This is a genomic window from Acinetobacter lwoffii, assembly GCF_024129435.1.
In the GTDB taxonomy this organism is placed as follows: domain Bacteria; phylum Pseudomonadota; class Gammaproteobacteria; order Pseudomonadales; family Moraxellaceae; genus Acinetobacter; species Acinetobacter lwoffii_F.
Genome location: NZ_JAMXXN010000002.1, coordinates 15,061 through 33,148 on the forward strand (window position 1 = coordinate 15,061; position 18,088 = coordinate 33,148).

The 18,088-nt window shown below is 43.0% G+C and carries 19 protein-coding genes; 14 read left to right on the forward strand and 5 right to left on the reverse strand.

What is annotated here, in order from left to right; all coding sequences use genetic code 11:
* Positions 1–261: 261 nt before the first annotated feature.
* Positions 262–1,269: a Holliday junction branch migration DNA helicase RuvB gene (gene ruvB / locus NI455_RS01375; protein WP_064096247.1), complete on the forward strand. Its 1,008-nt coding sequence runs from the start codon at positions 262–264 to the stop codon at positions 1,267–1,269.
* Positions 1,270–1,342: 73 nt separating this feature from the next.
* Positions 1,343–1,729 (forward strand): hypothetical protein, encoded by a 387-nt coding sequence (locus NI455_RS01380; protein ID WP_168730834.1) that lies wholly within the window; start codon positions 1,343–1,345, stop codon positions 1,727–1,729.
* Positions 1,730–1,795: 66 nt separating this feature from the next.
* Here the strand turns inward: NI455_RS01380 and NI455_RS01385 are convergent, their stop codons facing one another.
* Positions 1,796–2,377, reverse strand: a complete 582-nt coding sequence (locus NI455_RS01385) for a hypothetical protein (protein ID WP_253112057.1) — start codon at positions 2,375–2,377, stop codon at positions 1,796–1,798.
* A 305-nt stretch (positions 2,378–2,682) separates the two neighbouring features.
* Between NI455_RS01385 and NI455_RS01390 the strand changes: the two genes are divergently transcribed.
* From NI455_RS01390 to pal, 7 genes are all read left to right on the forward strand, one after another.
* Complete coding sequence (locus NI455_RS01390) at positions 2,683–4,026, forward strand: amidohydrolase (protein WP_168731001.1); 1,344 nt, start codon at positions 2,683–2,685, stop codon at positions 4,024–4,026.
* A 267-nt stretch (positions 4,027–4,293) separates the two neighbouring features.
* Complete coding sequence (gene ybgC / locus NI455_RS01395; protein WP_004645668.1) at positions 4,294–4,701, forward strand: tol-pal system-associated acyl-CoA thioesterase; 408 nt, start codon at positions 4,294–4,296, stop codon at positions 4,699–4,701.
* A gap of 27 nt (positions 4,702–4,728) precedes the next feature.
* Positions 4,729–5,427: a protein TolQ gene (gene tolQ, locus NI455_RS01400; protein ID WP_004645669.1), complete on the forward strand. Its 699-nt coding sequence runs from the start codon at positions 4,729–4,731 to the stop codon at positions 5,425–5,427.
* Positions 5,427–5,876 (forward strand): protein TolR, encoded by a 450-nt coding sequence (gene tolR, locus NI455_RS01405; protein ID WP_005103851.1) that lies wholly within the window; start codon positions 5,427–5,429, stop codon positions 5,874–5,876. The genes tolQ and tolR overlap by 1 nt, the downstream gene beginning before the upstream one ends.
* Before the next feature lie 3 nt (positions 5,877–5,879).
* Positions 5,880–7,127: a cell envelope integrity protein TolA gene (gene tolA / locus NI455_RS01410; protein ID WP_253112058.1), complete on the forward strand. Its 1,248-nt coding sequence runs from the start codon at positions 5,880–5,882 to the stop codon at positions 7,125–7,127.
* A gap of 204 nt (positions 7,128–7,331) precedes the next feature.
* Positions 7,332–8,615, forward strand: a complete 1,284-nt coding sequence (tolB, locus tag NI455_RS01415) for a Tol-Pal system beta propeller repeat protein TolB (RefSeq protein ID WP_171064287.1) — start codon at positions 7,332–7,334, stop codon at positions 8,613–8,615.
* A 54-nt stretch (positions 8,616–8,669) separates the two neighbouring features.
* Complete coding sequence (pal, locus tag NI455_RS01420; protein ID WP_004279115.1) at positions 8,670–9,242, forward strand: peptidoglycan-associated lipoprotein Pal; 573 nt, start codon at positions 8,670–8,672, stop codon at positions 9,240–9,242.
* 79 nt (positions 9,243–9,321) lie between these two features.
* On the opposite strand, the gene NI455_RS01425 is transcribed toward pal, so the two are convergent.
* Positions 9,322–9,507 carry an NF038105 family protein gene (locus NI455_RS01425; protein WP_004645674.1) on the reverse strand — a complete coding sequence of 62 codons (186 nt, stop codon included), beginning with the start codon at positions 9,505–9,507 and terminating at the stop codon, positions 9,322–9,324.
* A gap of 180 nt (positions 9,508–9,687) precedes the next feature.
* Between NI455_RS01425 and NI455_RS01430 the strand changes: the two genes are divergently transcribed.
* From NI455_RS01430 to NI455_RS01450, 5 genes are all read left to right on the forward strand, one after another.
* Positions 9,688–10,662, forward strand: a complete 975-nt coding sequence (locus NI455_RS01430; protein ID WP_004731742.1) for a class 1 fructose-bisphosphatase — start codon at positions 9,688–9,690, stop codon at positions 10,660–10,662.
* A 51-nt stretch (positions 10,663–10,713) separates the two neighbouring features.
* The gene (locus NI455_RS01435) at positions 10,714–11,490 is read left to right on the forward strand and encodes a TrmH family RNA methyltransferase (RefSeq protein WP_253112060.1); all 777 of its coding nucleotides are present in this window, start codon (positions 10,714–10,716) and stop codon (positions 11,488–11,490) included.
* Between the two features lie 167 nt (positions 11,491–11,657).
* Positions 11,658–12,272: an RNA polymerase sigma factor gene (locus tag NI455_RS01440; RefSeq protein WP_004645678.1), complete on the forward strand. Its 615-nt coding sequence runs from the start codon at positions 11,658–11,660 to the stop codon at positions 12,270–12,272.
* Positions 12,269–12,586, forward strand: coding sequence for a hypothetical protein (locus tag NI455_RS01445; RefSeq protein ID WP_004279120.1), 318 nt, complete (start codon positions 12,269–12,271; stop codon positions 12,584–12,586). The genes NI455_RS01440 and NI455_RS01445 overlap by 4 nt, the downstream gene beginning before the upstream one ends.
* Positions 12,576–12,986 carry a DUF3106 domain-containing protein gene (locus NI455_RS01450; RefSeq protein ID WP_005252453.1) on the forward strand — a complete coding sequence of 137 codons (411 nt, stop codon included), beginning with the start codon at positions 12,576–12,578 and terminating at the stop codon, positions 12,984–12,986. The genes NI455_RS01445 and NI455_RS01450 overlap by 11 nt, the downstream gene beginning before the upstream one ends.
* A 56-nt stretch (positions 12,987–13,042) precedes the next feature.
* Here NI455_RS01450 and NI455_RS01455 read toward each other — a convergent pair whose 3' ends face one another.
* From NI455_RS01455 to hda, 3 genes are all read right to left on the reverse strand, one after another.
* Positions 13,043–15,454 (reverse strand): CSLREA domain-containing protein, encoded by a 2,412-nt coding sequence (locus tag NI455_RS01455; RefSeq protein ID WP_253112061.1) that lies wholly within the window; start codon positions 15,452–15,454, stop codon positions 13,043–13,045.
* A gap of 9 nt (positions 15,455–15,463) precedes the next feature.
* Positions 15,464–17,263: a rhombotarget A gene (rbtA, locus tag NI455_RS01460; protein ID WP_005247619.1), complete on the reverse strand. Its 1,800-nt coding sequence runs from the start codon at positions 17,261–17,263 to the stop codon at positions 15,464–15,466.
* 120 nt (positions 17,264–17,383) lie between these two features.
* Complete coding sequence (gene hda, locus NI455_RS01465; RefSeq protein WP_004645685.1) at positions 17,384–18,088, reverse strand: DnaA regulatory inactivator Hda; 705 nt, start codon at positions 18,086–18,088, stop codon at positions 17,384–17,386.

The window sequence follows — 18,088 nt, forward strand, 5'->3', positions numbered from 1 at the left end:
TTATAGTTAAATGTTTCTGCGATATATTCGATAAGAATCAATATTCGACGAGTTTTGCGAATGACGGTGGTTTTGCTTACTTTTGCCGAAACAAAAGTAAGGCGAACCGCAGGTTAATACTCAGATATAAATCTGATTGGAAAGACTCTGCAAAAATTCAATTCCTCGCCTAGGCGAAAATCTTAGGATTCAGATCCATATTTGAGACCGTGTCAAAATTACCAGCTCAAAGGATCACTAAAATATTGGTATATAAACGTTATGCAAGACCGTCTCATCAGTGGTTCTGAAAAACCCGAAGATCATTTCGATCGTGCCATCCGCCCGACTTCCCTCGATGACTACATCGGTCAGCCGGTGGTCCGCGAGCAGATGGAAATTTTCATTGGCGCAGCACGTGGCCGTGAAGAAGCCCTTGATCACACCCTGATTTTTGGCCCGCCAGGTCTGGGTAAAACGACATTGGCCAATATTATTGCCCGAGAAATGGGTGGTAATCTCAAGTCAACTTCTGGCCCGGTACTGGAACGTGCTGGTGACTTAGCCGCGATGCTAACGAACCTGGAAGAAGGCGATGTCCTGTTTATTGACGAGATTCACCGTCTTTCACCCGTGATTGAAGAAATCCTGTATCCGGCGATGGAAGATTATCAGCTCGATATCATGATTGGTGAAGGCCCTGCTGCTCGCTCGATTAAACTGGATTTACCGCCATTTACCTTGGTAGCTGCAACTACACGTGCCGGTCTACTCACCTCTCCGCTGCGTGACCGCTTCGGAATCGTGCAACGTTTAGAGTTTTATTCGGTTGAAGATTTAACCCACATTGTCAAACGTTCAGCCAACTTGATGGATGTGCCTATGACCGGAGATGGCGCAAAAGAAATTGCCCGTCGTTCACGAGGCACACCACGTATTGCCAACCGTTTATTACGCCGTGTGCGTGATTATGCTCAGGTCAAAGGTACCGGTGAAATCAACCAGGATATGGCCCAACGTGCTTTGGATATGCTCAAAGTCGATAAAGATGGTTTAGACACACTCGACCGTCGTTATTTATCTATGCTTCTTGAGCGTTTTGATGGTGGTCCTGCCGGTGTTGAAGCCTTGGCTGCTGCCATGGCGGAAGATTCTGGTACGTTGGAGGATGTAATTGAACCTTACTTGATTCAGCAAGGTTATGTGATGCGTACTGCGCGTGGTCGTATTGCCACCAATATGGCCTATTTGCAGTTTGGTATGACTCCACCTGAGCCAAAAGATAAATGATTAAAAACAGCTTAGGCTGCTTTTAATAGTATTCAATTACCTTTATTTCGCACCATTTTGCTCGTGATCTTTAATGAAATTATCTCGTTTTGTTGTAATCAGCTTTTTGATGACAGCTCCAAACCTTTATGCGGCTCAGAGCTGGTCATGCAGCAATACACTGACTGAAATTTCCTGCACAGAACATCAGTGTGATATTAAAACTGAAAGTTTCACCCCTTTCCAGATTAACATTGCGCAGGACAATAAAATCAGCATCTGCGCCTATTCAGGCTGTTGGTCGGGACAAACCAATTCCACAAAACATCTGCATTTTACTAGCTATTCTACCCAGACATTAACTTGGAATGAGCACACATCAAAAGCTGAAGCATTTTTGCTAGGCATCGATACCCGAAATCATACGGGATTTTTATTGGGAGAAGGTTTTAGCCTACCATTAAACTGCACACCAGAATAAAATGGCTCTGATTAGAAACTGCTTTATGTTGAGCATCTAGAGTGATTTTCCTCATCAGTTCGACATTTATAAATTAGAAACAACACGTACTTCCTCCACCAGCATCAACTCACATGCACCATTGCCAGTATCCTCACGACTTAAAGAACTACGCCAGGTCCATCCATCTGAAGACTTCACTTCCACCAACTGCCCTTTTAAATAAATCAAATCATCTTGATCGATTTGAGCGAGTTGTTGAGCAATCGCTTTGCTTGCAGGAATCAAATGAGTATTAGCACTCTGAATTTCAATTTCACGTACCGGAATAGGAGGCGCATTTTCATAACGCCAATAATACCAGCGGTTACTTTGCCGGATCGACAACTGCTTATAAACAGCCGGATTGGTCATGCTTCCCCAGCCCAGGGCAAAATCGACAGGACTAAGTTCCGCTTCTCGCCCAAAACTATAATCTTCTCGTGATAAAACCCGAAACTCTCCCGCATAAGGTTCTAAATTTGTCATGGTATAACCCTGAAACTGATGAATGCCCTCTGTGACTTGATAATCAGTAGCATCTGAAATACCTTTATCCGGTTTTAGCCAATAGAACCACAGTGTAAAACCCATGACGAAAATAATAAGATATTTCAAAAAACGGTTCATTTTAAACTCGAATATTTATCCATAATATAAAGCGTTATCCCCTAGGTGAATCAAATGAAATCACTAAGTATAAATCCGAAAAGCAAGTACCATATACAAATTTTATAAACTCAATTTCACATGAAATACATATTCTTACAATGTAAAAGAACAAATAAAGCTCTTTGAGAACAGCTATTAACACCCAAAATACCTTTAAGGTATCGAAAAATACTTAGAGGGTTTTGGTCGAATTAGATCAGTATGCCATCCTAAAGAATCACTTTAACCATTTCAAATTCTTAAGGTTCTCCCGAAGTATGAATATGTATAAGCAGATATCCCTTTGTCTTCCTCTTCTTTTCTGTAGCCAGTTCAGCCTGGCCGACTGGATTGATGATTCTGTACAAGCTGCTGAAGCACACACCATCAAATTACGCCAACATATCCACCAGCATCCTGAACTGGGCAATATGGAATTCAAAACCTCGGAGCTGGTCCAAAAAGAATTAAAATCCTACGGCATTGAAGTACGTAAAGGCTATGCCAAAACTGGTGTAATCGGTGTATTAAAAGGTGTAAAACCCGGCCCTGTGATGGCCTTACGCGCAGATATGGATGCATTGCCAATTAAAGAAACTGCGCCCGTGCCTTTCGCCAGCAAGCAAAAAGCCATTTATCAAGGCAAAGAATCTTATGTGATGCATGCCTGTGGACATGATGCACATACCGCCATGTTATTGGGTGCAGCCAAAGTTCTGGCCGCCAATAAAGATAAAATTGCGGGGACAGTGCTGTTTGTATTCCAGCCGGCTGAAGAAGGCGGTGCAGATATTGATAACTTCACTCATGGCGATCAAATTGGCTCACGTAAAATGATTGCCGACGGTGCCTTAAAAAATCCAAAACCTGAAGTGATTTTCGGGATGCATGTCATGGCAGGCATGCCAAGCGGCAATATCTTCTACAAAGATGGTGCGATTTTAAACAGTGCCGATCATTTACGTATTCAGGTCAATGGTAGTCAGGTGCATGGCTCCATGCCTTGGGCAGGTAAAGACCCAATTTATGCCTCTGCCCAGATGGTGACCAATTTACAAAGCCTGATCAGCCGTAAAGCCGACCTGACCAAAGGGATGGGTGTGGTCAGTATTGGCAGTATTCAGGGCGGCACTACCGGTAACGTCATTCCAGATCAGGTCAATATGGTCGGGACTATTCGTTCCAATAGTGAAGATGTACGTCAGGGCATTTTAAAAGACTTGCCGAAAATGCTGGAACACAATGCCGCAGCCAATGACGTTAAGGTGAAAGTCGAAATTGCACCTTATGCACCAGTGACCACCAATGATAAAACCTTGACTGAATTGATGCGCCCGACATTGGCGAGCGTGCATGGTGAAGATAAATTGCATGTTTTAGACAACAATGCCAGCGCCAGTGAAGATTTTGCTTATTATGGCCAGCTCATGCCATCCTTATTTGTCTTTGTTGGTGCTACACCGGCAGATCAAGATCCGGCAAAAGCCGCACCCAACCATAACCCGAATTTCATTGTCGATGATGCGACCTTGAAAACCGGGGTCGAAAGCCATGTCCGTTTTATTCTGGACTATCCAAAAGTAGCTGAGCAGGTTCAGGCCAACTGGAAACAGAAAAATAAAGGCTAATCTTCTATTACTAAAAATGCGCGGCTCCAAGGACTCGCGCATTTTAGTATCTGCTGCTGTTTTATAAATGAGCTGTTAAGCGATCAGTACTTCATCTTGGCGACTTCTCTCCAGATTTGACATCTTGTGCCATTGGTCTCAAAACTCACAATGCTAAACTTTGAACCGCTAAATTGCTTGACTTTTGGCAGGAATCCGGCAAATTCTAATCCCTCTCCTGCATCTAAAAACAAGCAAAAATTTCGAAAATCTGCATGGAACAAAACTATGGCGAATCACTTTGAATTCAATATCCGCGTTTATATTGAAGATACTGATGCGGGTGGCATTGTCTATCACGCCAATCATATTCGCTATATGGAACGTACCCGTACCGAATGGTTACGTGCCGCTGGAGTGAGCCATTACTGGCATCAGACAGACTACAATTTTGTGGTGCATAAAATTAATGTCAAATATATGCGTCCGATCCTGATGGATGATTTAATTACTGTTACGGCACGTGTCATTTCATGTAAAGCTTCATCATTTGTATTGCAACAAAATATTTATCGTGGTGAAATCATGCTTGCATCAGGTGAGGTTGAGTTGGCATGTATCAGTGCAGAGATGCGACCACGTCGACTCCCGGATGAAATCCGCGAACTAATTCAAAAAGAATTGGAACAAGACTAAAAAAATTTATTGGCACACGTAACAACTATGGCGACTCAGTTAGAATCATCTCTTCAAGTTTCAGATCTTATTTTACAAGCAAGCCCTGTCGTACAACTGGTGATGCTTTCTCTCCTGTTAGCCTCAATATATAGCTGGTATCTGATTGCCAGGCTCTATATGAGTTATAAAAAAGCCCAGGCCGATGATGAACATTTCCAGAAAATCTTCTGGTCTGGTGCTGAGCTGAATACTCTATATAACAATGCACAACTCAATTCTAAACGCACTGGCCTTGAAGATATTTTCTATCAAGGTCTGGGCGAGTTCCTGAAACTGAAAAAACGCCATGCACCAACTGCCCAGTCGATTGAAGGAACTGAGCGTATTCTGCGTGTCGGTTTAAGCCGTGATCAAGGTCATCTGGAACAAGGTTTGGGTGCGTTGGCGAGTATCGGTTCGGTCGCGCCTTATGTCGGTCTGTTTGGTACGGTCTGGGGCATTATGAATGCCTTTATTGGCCTGGCAGATGTTGATCAGGTGACTTTAGCGACAGTCGCACCTGGTATTGCAGAAGCCTTAATTGCAACAGCGATCGGTCTGTTCGCAGCCATTCCAGCGGTATTGGCTTTCAACCATTTTACGGCCAAAGGTGAAACGGTCTACTCCGACCGTGCACTGTTTGCTGAAGAAATGGTGGCGCTATTGCAACGTCAGTCTGTGGGCGTAACTCAGGACAAAGACTAATGGCGATTCAAGGTTCAGGACGCTTTCAGCGTATTAAAAAACCACTAAAAAGTGACATGAATGTCGTACCGTATATCGATGTGATGCTGGTACTGTTGGTGATCTTTATGGTCACTGCCCCGATGATTACCAGCGGCATTAAGGTTGACTTGCCTCAGGCCAATGGATTGCCGATCGAATCCAAGGACGCTCCGACCATCGTCACACTCAAAGAAGATGGTTCATATTATTTAGAATATAAAAATCAGGCGACTGGCCCAGTCACATTGGAAGAATTGACGCGTACGCTGGTTGATGCCCAAACCCAGGCGCAAAATGACAACAAGGTGCTGAATGTCGTAATCAATGGCCACAATACTCGTCCTTATGGCGATGTCATGGCCTTGATGTCCAGCCTGCAGGATGCTGGCCTTTCTCAAGTCGGTTTACTGACCAAGCCATTAGAATAAAGTATGAAAGACTATAAAAAGCCACCATTTCAGAAAAAAGCCATCGCACTTGGATTCACCTTAGGCATCCATGCAGTGGCTTTGGTGGGCTTACTTTATCTGGGCATGAGTAATCCCCCTGAACCGCCAAAACAGATCAAAACCGTTCTGATCAAGCCAGAAGACCTTAAACCGGTGACTCGCGAAGAAACCGAATTTGAGGAAACTGCACATGAAAATGTCGCAGAAGAAATTACCCAGACTGCTGAACCCAGTATAGAACCTGCTCCAGTGGTTCCAACGACGGCGCCTGCCACACCTCCTGCTCCACCTACACCTAAAGTCGATACACAAAAAGCCCAGCAGGAACTGAAAGCGGCAGAGGCAGCACAAGCCAAGGCTGCGCAGCAAGCAGCGGAAGCAGCAAAACGTGCCCAAGCCGCTGAACAGGCCAAACAAGCAGCAGCCAAAGCCAAAGCGGATGCAGCGCAAAAATCAAAGGCGGAAGCCGAAGCTGCACGTCAAGCTGAACTAAATGCACAGCGCAAAGCCGATGCTGCTCAAAAAGCCAAACTGGAAGCACAGAAAAAAGCTGACTTAGCTGCCAAGCAAAAAGCGGATGCTGCCACAAAAGCCAAAGCAGAGGCTGATGCCAAACGTAAGGCTGAAGCTGCTGCTAAAGCAAAGGCAGATGCGGCGGCGAAACGTAAAGCAGACGCTGATGCGAAAGCTAAAGCAGACGCGGCAGCCAAGGCTAAAAATGATGCAGAGGCGAAACGCAAAGCGGACGCTGATGCGAAAGCTAAAGCCGATGCAGCGGCTAAAGCAAAAGCCGACGCTGATGCCAAACGCAAGGCAGATGCCGATGCTAAGGCCAAATCTGATGCAGATGCCAAGCGCAAAGCAGATGCCGAAGCAAAAGCCAGAGCTGATGCAGATGCCAAAGCTTCAGCCGCGAAACAGGCTGCTGAAGAAGCTGCACAGAAAAAAGCGGAATCAAAACGGATTGCATCCACTGCGAAGCGCGATTTTGAAAACAAAATCAAACGCGCCTGGGATACACCAGTCGGATCATCAGGCCAGCGTGCCACTGCACGTGTAACCCTGAATGATAATGGCGGTGTGGTCTCGGTCATTGTGAATTCAAGTGATTCAGACATGAAAGCCAGTGTAGAAGCTGCAGTCCGTGCTGCAGCACCTTATCCAATGCCATCCGATCCAGATGCACGCCGTGAAGCACGAAGCTTTACTTCAACCTTTACTGCGCAATAAAAACGGAGCCATCACATAAATAATGTTGTGATGGCTTTTATTTTTTAAGCTAAACTTCACTTTAAATTGATTAAATAATATTCACTTTTCACAGTGTCATAACAGTTTGGTCATAAATTCATGGTTTTATTCTATTAAATCCATGCGATGATGTAGCCCAAGCACCTATACAATAAATCCGTTGATTTGAGTAAATAACGAATGATGGAAAAGACTCGCAAACATCTACTCTGCCTCGCAATCATTAGCGCTTTAAGCCCTGTATTGGCAACCCAGTCCTATGCCCAATTGCATCTGGAAATTACCAAGGCACCTGAGGCAGCACCTAAAATTGCCGTTGTACCTTTCAGTCAGGATCAGAGCATTTATCCTATTGTGGAAAATGACCTGAATCGTTCTGGCCGCTTTACCAGTGCTTCAAAAAACCTGCCTGCAACAGCAACATTGAATAATCCGAATGCAGAAGCTTGGGCATCAGCTGGTGTTCCCTATGTGGTCACCGGTTCATCCAAGGCCACAGCCGATGGTTCTTTTGAAATCCAGTATCAGCTTTATGATGTCGAAAAAAAACAATATCTATTAAATGAATTGCTAACTGTTCCAGCCTCACGCACCCGTCAGGCAGCGCATATGATCAGTGATGCCATCTATCAGGCATTGACCGGCATTCCAGGTGACTTTAGCGGACGTATTGCCTATGTGCTGCGTAATCCTGCTACCCCAGAACAACGCTATACCTTGCAAATTGCCGATACCGATGGCGAACAGCCAAAAACCATTTTAACCTCGCGTGATCCAATCCTTTCTCCGGCATGGACACCAGATGCCAAAAAAATCGCTTATGTGTCCTTTGAAACCAAACGCCCGGCGATTTATGTACAGGATCTGGCAACAGGTCAACGTGAAAAACTAGCCAGCTTCCGCGGTTTGAATGGCGCGCCGAGCTTCTCTCCAGATGGCAAGAGCATGCTGTTTACTGCTTCTATGCACGGCAATCCGGAAATCTACCAGATGAATCTGGAAACGCGTCAGCTACAACGTATGACCAATGACAGTGCCATTGATACTGAAGCACGTTATTCGCCAGATGGAAAATCTTTTATTTTCACTTCTGACCGTGGTGGTTCTCCACAAATTTACCGCCATGATCTTGAATCAAGTAGCAATAAACGCCTGACCTTCCGTGGTGCATTCAACGCGCGCGGCACGCTGAGCGCAGATGGTAAAAAACTTGCATTAGTTCATCGTCCAAGCGGCAGTAACTATCGAGTTGCGGTTCAGGACATGACCTCCGGTGTGAACAATATTCTGACGCCAACGACGCTGGACGAATCGCCGAGCTTCTCACCAAATGGCCAGATGGTGGTCTATGCCACCCGTGAAGGTGCACGCGGACTCTTGTCGATCATGTCGCTGGATGGCCGCTTCCGTATGAATTTACCAAGTGAAACGGGTGAAGTCCGTGAACCGGCTTGGGCGCCAAAATAAGATTTTTATATTGATAAACCCTTTACCCCATAATCAAACTTCATGGAGATGAAGATGAACAAAGTAAAATTATTTGCCTTGCCACTTTTAGCAGCAGCTGTTGTCATGACAGGTTGTGCGAGCCGTAAGCCTGCCGCTGAAGTTCAAACGGGCGGTTTAGATACGACCGGTACAACAACTGTGAATACTCAAGGTCTGAGTGAAGATGCAGCACTGAATGCACAAAACATGGCAGGTGCTTCTGCAAAAGGTGTTACTGCAGAAAATAAAGCATTCTTGGCAAAACGCGTGGTGCATTTTGACTATGACAGTACTGAACTCAGCAATGAAGATCTAAATACGCTGCAAGCCCATGCGCAATTCCTGATGGCCAATGCCAATTCACGTGTAGCACTCACCGGCCATACCGATGAACGCGGTACCCGTGAATACAACATGGCACTTGGCGAGCGTCGTGCCAAAGCAGTAGAAAGCTTCTTGGTGACGACTGGTGTTAATCCTGGTCAACTAGAAGCAGTTAGCTATGGCAAGGAAATGCCAATCAATGCGGGCCATGACGAAAATGCCTGGAAAGAAAACCGCCGTGTAGAAATTAATTATGAAGCGGTACCACCATTGTTGAAATAATTTTCATTCATGATGGTTTCATCAAATAAAAAGCACTCAATCATGAGTGCTTTTTATTTGCTTCAATGAAAGAATCGGTCTACTTGGGAAGCTGATCTTGTTCAGCCGGATGCATCGATTCGATCAGGTCATGTTTATTGAATTGTTTGTACTCTGGTTTTGCTTCATAATCCCGCCAGGCTTCTTTCATCTTGTCTTCAGAGATATCATCTAAAGTAATGCCTTCGCTTGGCGTTGGAGTCGCATCAAACTTCAATGTTGTCATATCTGTGCTCCTATTCTCAATTTTCCTTTGTCTTCAACATAGCACTTTCCGCAGGAGTTGCAAGGGCAAAATCGATACAAATAATCCAGTTTAATTTTTCTTTTAGTACGTTCTCATCTAAAATATAGCCGCATATCGTTTTGATCATTTTTTCCCGATTTAAGTTTTGGAGTTTCCCCTATGTCATACCGCACTTTATCCCAGTTTTTACAACAACAAAGCGGGAATCTCACACCTGAACTTGCGCAAGTTATTGAAACAATTGCAAACACTTGCAAAGATATTGATCAATTACTGCAAAAAGGTGCTTTAGCGGGTGTATTGGGAAGTGCACAGCATGAAAACGTTCAAGGCGAAGAGCAAAAGAAGCTGGATGTCATTTCTAATGACTATTTGATTGATGCCTTGCAGCAACATCCAAATGTGGGTGGTTTGGCCTCAGAAGAACTGGATGAATTCACCCCTGCACAAGAAAATGGTCAATTTCTGGTATTGTTCGATCCATTAGACGGTTCAAGCAATATCGACATCAATATGTGTGTTGGTACCATTTTTTCGATTCTTCCTGCAAAAAATGCCGTGACTCAGGCAGAAGACTTTATGCAAGCCGGTGTTCATCAGGTAGCTGCAGGTTATGTGCTTTATGGTCCATCGACCATGTTGGCATTGACCGTCGGCGCAGGCGTAGTGTTCTTTACCTATGACCCTGAGACTCAAGAATTCCTACTGACTTCTGAAGCAATTCAGGTAGCTGCAGATACTAAAGAATATGCGATCAATGCGTCGAATCAACGTCATTGGGAAGCACCAGTACAGCGTTATATCGATGAATTGTTAGCAGGCAAAACCGGTCCTCGTGAAAAAGACTTCAATATGCGTTGGGTTGCTTGTATGGTGGGCGACATTCACCGTATTCTTTGCCGTAGCGGTATCTTCATGTATCCATATGACCTTAAAGATCCGGCTAAAGCTGGTCGTCTGCGTTTAATGTATGAAGCTAACCCAATGAGCATGCTCATGGAACAGGCTGACGGTGCATCAACTACAGGTCGTGTGCGTATTCTTGAGATCGAACCGACAGATCTACATCAACGTGTGCCAGTGATCATTGGTTCTAAAAACGAAGTTGATCTTGTGACCAGCTACCACAACTAATTTTTATAGCGGTAGTCGATATTGAATCGGCTGCCGTGGATTATATCTCCCATGCCAACTTTTTTTCTTGATTCAAAAGACAATCCAAAGATTAAACACTTACGTGGTTTAATCGAACAAAATACTTATCGTAAAAAACAAGGTCAAACGGTTTTAGAAGGCACGCATCTGTCTCTCGCCTGGTTACATGAAAGCCGTAAAATTGATTCTATTTTCACCACTGAACATGCACTTTCACATCCTGATTTCGAGAAAATTCTCGCAAAATACACAGGTATGGTCTTTGTTCTAAGCGAGTCTTTATACAAAGATTTAAGTACCTTAGGAACATCTTTAGCCTGTTTAGCTGTGGTGACTTTACCAACAGCAAATTATGCATTGGATTTTAAAGCAGACACTTTGATTCTGGAAAATGTACAGGATCCGGGTAATGTAGGCACCCTGCTTCGCTCTGCTGCTGCTGCCGGTATTGAACAAATTGTGTGTACCAAAGGTTCTGCATCGCTCTGGTCTCCACGCGTATTACGTGCCGGTATGGGTGCACATTTCACACTGCAAACCTTTGAAAATATTTCGCTTGAACAAATTCTTGAGCAATTTCAAATCCCTGTTTATGTAACCAGCTCACACCGTGCTGAAAGCCTATATTCAAAAGACTTACGTAAACCTTGCGTGTGGATTCTGGGCAATGAAGGCCAAGGCGTGTCTGATTATGCGATGCAACATGCTGAAGCCGTGAGCATTCCGCAACCTGGGGGTCAGGAATCACTGAATGTCGCCATTGCGGGTTCGATCTGTTTTTTTGAAATGGTACGTCAACGTATCTAATTAGGGATTTAGGTTACAGTGTTTTAATACGACCCTGCCCGTGTATAAAATAGATTAAACTACAAAAATAATAAACTTAATTGTCAACCAAACCAGGATTCCCAACGTTATATGATTATGAACTTGGGAATAATGGTGGGTGTCCAATGACAGGATTTTCCATCTCTATGGATTTAGCACCAAAACAGTTGCAAACACACGATGTAAGTATTCTGAAGAGTACGGCTGAAGCACGTCTGAAGAATTTCATGCAGGATGTGACTGGGCGTGCCTTGGTGATGATGGAAAGTGCGACTCAAGGTCATCATGGTATTGCCATGGATCTGGTTCAGGAAGCTTTCATTTCCTTACACAAATCCTATGCAGAAAAAAGTACTGAAGAATGGTATCCCCTATTTTATACCATTCTCAACAACAAGTTACAGGACTGGCGTCGTAAAGAGTCACGGCGTGGTCAAATGTTTTCATTTTTCAAGAAAGTCAGTCTCGATGACGACGAAATTGAATTTGATGATGTCGTCGATGAATCAACACCAACGCCGCTGGACTTTCTCGATCAGGCAGTCACTGCTGAAGAAATCCAGGAAGCGATTGCAAAATTGCCTGTGCGTCAGCAGCAGGCATTTATGCTAAGAGCTTGGGAAGGATTTGATACGCATACCACCGCACAGATTATGAACTGCACAGAAGGCAGTGTAAAAACCCATTACCATCGTGCTATCCAAGGCTTACGCGCCTCTTTAGCACATTTAAATCCATATCTGGGAGGGTCATCCGAATGAATCAAGATGATTTCTTAAAACAAGTAACTTCCAAACTTGATGGACTGGCACAACAACATAAAGACAAACCTGTTGTCATGCACCATGTTCTTGAAGAAATTCAGGATTCAAAACATTCACGCTTTGCATTTCTAAAAATGTCAGGTTTTGCTTTGGCAGCTGCGATTGCAGGCATTGTGGTATTACCGAATCTTTCGGACCATAACGAGCCGCAAACTCAAATGGTGTCAGTCCCAAAACTGTCTCCGCAAATGCTTGAAGATTTAGAAATGTTAATGGTTTTAGGTGAGGACAAAGTTCCACATGGCAGCTAAAAAATTGGCGATTGCTTTTTGTGCATTCAGTTTTCTGCAAACCAGCTTTGCAGGATTTGAACGTTTTTGGCTATTTTCCAAGGATGCGAATACCCAAGTAACTGATACTTGGGATAGTCTTTCTGATTCTGAACAATTGGCACTGATTAAACGTTATCAATCTTTAAAAGAAATCCCCGAACAACAACGTGTTAGCTTACAGCAGCGTATGGACTGGTTTACTCAACTCCCTAATGCGGAAAAACAAAGAATGCGTGAGACTTGGCAAATGATGAGCAGTCAGGAACGCAAAGAACTGGGCGCACGTATGCAAAAAGCGTCTCCTGAGCAACGCCTTGCCATTCGCGAAGAATACATTCTCAAATATCAGCAAGTGACTCAGCAGCCTAACTCGCATTAAACACTTAATATAAAAAAGCCTCCATATGGAGGCTTTTTTGATGTTTCAATCATATTTTATTTTCTTAAGCGTCGATAACCTGCAAGCCCTAATAATCCTAGTAGCCCCCACATTCCAATTGCCCCACCACCACTTGAGGACGTATTCGTATTTTTAACTGTATTACGTAACAAGATTGTCGCTTTTTCTGACATTTTTTCATCAGCATCAAAAATCGCATAATCCATGCTGTAATTTGCCTGGCTTAAATTATTTTTTACAGTAAATGTCAGCTGTCCACCATAACAGGTCTGATTTTGATAGGTATCAGGACATGCTCCTTGTCGCTCTGCCTTCAGTGAAACTCCCGCAGGCAGCTTAACAATATGAATCGGGATCTCTTTTCCATCTTTATCTTGATAAAAAGCCGACTTTCCTGATGGTAGAGGCCCATCCCCATCATCACTATCATTTTCAAGCGGATTTACCGTCACTGTAAGATTATTCTCTGGACTAAGCCGATATTCATCATCTTTTGCAATCGGTGCAATGTTGTTAAAAGCTGCTCTTAAGAGGCCAGCACTGCTGGCACCTGTAGCCCGGTCTTTAAGGGTATAACTACAGAACTCCATATCAACCGAACTAGTCTGCTTACCATCAGTGCGATACATCATGATCCGGTTTAAATCAGGTTTCCACTCACATTTAAGATTTGGATCATTTGGATTTCCTTCCACAGTGGTCGAATTGCCTGTACCAACTAACTTACCAACACCTAAAGTTTTTACACTGACCTCATAATTTTGTGAATTTAAGGCTTTAATTTGAATCTTATCATTGGTTAGAGTTTCTTGAGGCATAGCCAAGATAAAAGGATTAATATAGATTGCACGATATTTCTGATATTGCTTGGTATATTTAAGCAAATCCTGATAACTTTTCAATTCTTCCTTTAAACCAGAAAGCTCATTTTCTGGAGTATTTTTATCAGCAATGATTTCTTCGAGATCATCTATATTCTCCTGATAAAAGTCATTGAGTTCTACCAAACTCTTATTTTGCAAGTCCGTAATATCGGCTGCAGTCAAACGTCGGATTTCAACTGAGCCGATCTCGCAGGTATTTTTTGCACTTGGATCAAATGTTAATGTGGATCCAATCACACGATCAATACCACGCTGGTCTTGTTCAATACAGCCACTCACCCCGATATCTACCAAATCCGTTGCGGTCTGATTATCACGCGGGTAATACAGCCCTAAATAGCGATTATCAATAGCAGGCTCAATATAATTTGTTAATAAACTGCTGATTATATTGTTAGAGACATCAAGATTATTTGAAGTAGTATCTTCGTCTAATTCTGGCAATACGCAACGTGATGGCCCAGTCGTTTGAATTGCATTTCGAATTGTAGAAAATTCAACACGTTGTGCCTTGGTCGGATTTCCCTGATTTAAGGCATATTCACAAGACAGACCTTGGTTAAAGGCTAAAATATTGAAATTAAAATACCTAAACCCGGTATTGTCATAAAATAAAGTAGATTGGGCTGTATTTTCAACAATAGTATTACTTAATGCAGTTAAACTGGAGAATTTACTGAGCGGACGATTAACTTCATTCGTCATACGCACAATATGTCCTGTGGTACTGGCAGTATTCTTCGCAATAGTAGAGTTAACAATTTCTACTGTGGCATAGCCACAAAAATCAATAATACTGTTAGTAGTGTCTGAACCGTTTTTAACAATACTACTGGAATTAATTTTCACATTGGTTTGAGTTGTCCCTAAATTTCCCTGACAGTCCATCGCCAAAACACTACCATATGAACTCGCCTGATTTTTTTGAATCAAAGAATCCTGAATGACAATATTCCTTTCCGTATTCATTGCTACACTATAAATCGCCCCACCTTCTGCAGCTGCTCGGGAATTTACTATTTCACTGGTATTAATACTTAAAGGCCCAGCTACATAAAAAGTACCGCCATTACCTTTATCCAAGGTATTTATTGCTGCATAGCCATCCTTTAAGATCAGATGATGAATTTCCAGACTGGATTGGCTGGCCATACTATTAAATAATCTGGTTTTCCCCTGGCCTGAAATAGTACTTTTTAAGGCCTCCCGGGTTGGATATAACAGCGTAATCGGACTACGACTAGCATAGTTAAGCGGAGTTTTCCCATAAATTTTGAGCGCTGACTCTACGATCAGCTCTTTATCTAATTTGTACTCGCCTGCTTCAAGCTGAATCACATCTGCAGCTGAACCATCCAATCGAAGCGTACGTCCTACATTACATCCGCCATAAGATTTATCCAGTTTTGCAGTTTTAATGGCTTCTCGCAAAGAACAGGCATTATTATTCTCGCCATCTTCATCAGCAAAAGTAGTTACATATATCGTTTTATCTTCGGCTGCCATCAAACTCATGGCAGATAAAATCATGGCCGCAAGCAGTCCTTTTTTATAATTTTTCATGATTTTTCCTTAATCTTTTAATCCACGGCGTAAACCTATTAATCCGAGTAAAATCAGTAGCCCACCACCACCCCATGAGCCGCCTGAAGTTTTGACTGCTTTGTCTTCCATTTCATTTTTTGGCTCCTGAACAATTTGAGTAGTAATAGTCAAATAAGGTTTACTTTTATTAAACCGTGTCGATGAGGTCACCACTTGTAGTTCGAAAATATCTGCTCCATGCCAGGTAGAATCCGGGGTATAAACGACATTGCCATGAATATCGATGATTGTTTTACCCTTGGAAGCTGTTTTGGTTTGTACCACTTTCAAACAGCCATCTTGCCAAGGCTCCCCCGTCGGATTCTGACCAACAATGGCATTACACTGTTCTTTTGGAATTAAATCACTATCTCCCAGATAAGATTCAATTGAAAACTTGGCAATTTCACCCTTTAACAGATCTTGTCCCACCAGACTGCCTGAGATTGGTATCGTGATTTCAACAGCACCACGATCACAAAACAGATTATCCATCAAACGGTTGATCCCGCGCTGATCTGCCGCTTCACATGCTACCGTTGGATTTGCTAAACTCAATCCTGTGCCTCTATTCACAATCGGTGATTCACTCACAAGGATATAGTTCAACAAAATTCGTGGGCGCATATAACCGAGAAATTGTCCTTTAGGAACGCTATATGGACAAAGTATGGCATTATTATTTTCTTGTAGGGTCTGACAAATACCTTCACTTTTATCTGAGGATTCAGCAAAAAGTCGTGTACCATTCCAGAACTGGTTCGGCGCGACGGCATCCCCTACACCACACGAGGCTGTCAGCAGATTATTTTGCGACACAGACTTATCACCAGTGATAATTTGGCAATCCTGTGTACCATTTCTTAAAATAATACTATTCGCTACATAAGCTCTTCCATACGGTGCATGGATATTTAAAGCAGTATTTTCATTGTCAACTATGGTGAGATTATTCAATCCCATCCCGTCCAGGACATTAATAAATACACCCTTATTTTTTAGTATCGTACTACTTAATACCTCCCCACTAATACCTTGATCTTTACTGGAGTCAGCAAACTGTCCCGCGCTATAAATATTGGTCGCGGAATTATCCAGTGTCTGATTATTTTTAAGTACACTTTGATAAATGAGGAAAGCAGGTAGCTCGCTATACAGGATCCCGCCTCGTTGGGCTTTATTATTTTCGATCAGACTATTTTTAATTTGTGCACGGCTTGTTAAGTTCTGACCAAACTTGCCAGCATTATAAATTGCCCCACCCAAGTTGGCAGCAGCATTAAATAGACGGTTATATTCTAGAATTAGCTGACCTTTATTATAAATTAGGCCACCTTGTTCAGCACAACTGGTTTTACCACAGCCTTCAAGATCCAGTTCTTTCAAATTTAACTGAACCAATGTATCTGTACTGTTGATCCGGAAAAGGTTATCAGTACCTTTCATTTGAATATGAGCATTATGCAAGCCTAATGCTTTTTCATCCGTACTGAATTCGCCATCACTTTCTGCGACCGCACGGATGGTAAGAGATTTTTTAATCGCGATATGCTGGTTCAACACATAGGTATTTTTTTCTTTTAAAATAATGGTACTGGATGAGTTCTCCCCACCACACCCCATAAAACCTGATTTAGCTAAGCCACGGTTAACATACTCAACAGCTTCTCGAAGTGAACATTCCTTGTCATCTTTTTCAATATCTTCTGTAGTGGTTACAATAATATCTGCACTATACGACTGCCCCGCTATACATAGCAAAGCTATGCCTATGCTCTTCTTGAGCATAACCTTCTCCTTAATTTTTATTTCTTTCTTTTTCTTCTAAAGTTGCAGAATCCTTGCAACAGCGAATTATTTTGCCTTACTGTGTCATAGACTGAGTAATTACTCAAGAATTTTTATATTTTACCGATATTCGTCAATCAAGGCATATATCTGCCGCAGATTAGCATTGCTGACTTTCAATTTTTCCCCTTTAAGCAATTGAATAATCTGCTCTAATCTTTGAAGCAGCACTGAAGTTTGATGTGGCCCATGGCTTAGTAAATAGTCAAAGATTTGAGGGTCTAAATGGATCCCACGACGATCGAGTACCGAGGAAACCAGCGCATAGCGATCAGCATACAAACTGCCACTCGGAACACGGGTACTGACCGCCTGCGTGAGACGGGATTGTAAATCTGGCAATTCGAGTTTGAGTTCGATAGGTGCAAAACGTGACGAAAACACCAACTGCCCACCACCTTCATTATTATAATTAATCAAGTGAAATACTGCGCGTTGCCAATGGGGTACGCCACTAATCGCTTCGATATCATCAAGTGCTACCAGATCAAAACGATCTAGAGAAGTAATCGCCTCAGTCGGTGCATCTAAAAGCTCAAGCAAAGATACCTGAATTGCAGATTTACCTACTTCCAGATAAGAGTCACAGATGGCAGACAACAAATGACTTTTACCTGTACCGGCTCCCCCATAGACATAAAATTGGTTGATCAGGCCTGCATGTAATTGACGGACAGCATCAATGACATGCCCCCAACCCGGCCCTGAAAAATCACTGATTCGGGCATCGAGCTGAGGTTCTATATCTAACTGCAATTGACGCAT

Bases quoted from the DNA above. Each gene is read 5' to 3' on its own strand.
- hda (WP_004645685.1), bottom strand. From the start codon at position 18,088: ATGCGTCAATTGCAGTTAGATATAGAACCTCAGCTCGATGCCCGAATC.
- NI455_RS01445 (WP_004279120.1), top strand. From the start codon at position 12,269: ATGAATCAAGATGATTTCTTAAAACAAGTAACTTCCAAACTTGATGGA.
- NI455_RS01430 (WP_004731742.1), top strand. From the start codon at position 9,688: ATGTCATACCGCACTTTATCCCAGTTTTTACAACAACAAAGCGGGAAT.
- tolR (WP_005103851.1), top strand. From the start codon at position 5,427: ATGGCGATTCAAGGTTCAGGACGCTTTCAGCGTATTAAAAAACCACTA.
- ybgC (WP_004645668.1), top strand. From the start codon at position 4,294: ATGGCGAATCACTTTGAATTCAATATCCGCGTTTATATTGAAGATACT.
- NI455_RS01380 (WP_168730834.1), top strand. From the start codon at position 1,343: ATGAAATTATCTCGTTTTGTTGTAATCAGCTTTTTGATGACAGCTCCA.
- pal (WP_004279115.1), top strand. From the start codon at position 8,670: ATGAACAAAGTAAAATTATTTGCCTTGCCACTTTTAGCAGCAGCTGTT.
- NI455_RS01425 (WP_004645674.1), bottom strand. From the start codon at position 9,507: ATGACAACATTGAAGTTTGATGCGACTCCAACGCCAAGCGAAGGCATT.
- tolA (WP_253112058.1), top strand. From the start codon at position 5,880: ATGAAAGACTATAAAAAGCCACCATTTCAGAAAAAAGCCATCGCACTT.
- ruvB (WP_064096247.1), top strand. From the start codon at position 262: ATGCAAGACCGTCTCATCAGTGGTTCTGAAAAACCCGAAGATCATTTC.
- tolQ (WP_004645669.1), top strand. From the start codon at position 4,729: ATGGCGACTCAGTTAGAATCATCTCTTCAAGTTTCAGATCTTATTTTA.
- NI455_RS01385 (WP_253112057.1), bottom strand. From the start codon at position 2,377: ATGAACCGTTTTTTGAAATATCTTATTATTTTCGTCATGGGTTTTACA.
- NI455_RS01390 (WP_168731001.1), top strand. From the start codon at position 2,683: ATGTATAAGCAGATATCCCTTTGTCTTCCTCTTCTTTTCTGTAGCCAG.
- NI455_RS01440 (WP_004645678.1), top strand. From the start codon at position 11,658: ATGGATTTAGCACCAAAACAGTTGCAAACACACGATGTAAGTATTCTG.
- NI455_RS01450 (WP_005252453.1), top strand. From the start codon at position 12,576: ATGGCAGCTAAAAAATTGGCGATTGCTTTTTGTGCATTCAGTTTTCTG.
- rbtA (WP_005247619.1), bottom strand. From the start codon at position 17,263: ATGCTCAAGAAGAGCATAGGCATAGCTTTGCTATGTATAGCGGGGCAG.
- NI455_RS01435 (WP_253112060.1), top strand. From the start codon at position 10,714: ATGCCAACTTTTTTTCTTGATTCAAAAGACAATCCAAAGATTAAACAC.
- NI455_RS01455 (WP_253112061.1), bottom strand. From the start codon at position 15,454: ATGAAAAATTATAAAAAAGGACTGCTTGCGGCCATGATTTTATCTGCC.
- tolB (WP_171064287.1), top strand. From the start codon at position 7,332: ATGGAAAAGACTCGCAAACATCTACTCTGCCTCGCAATCATTAGCGCT.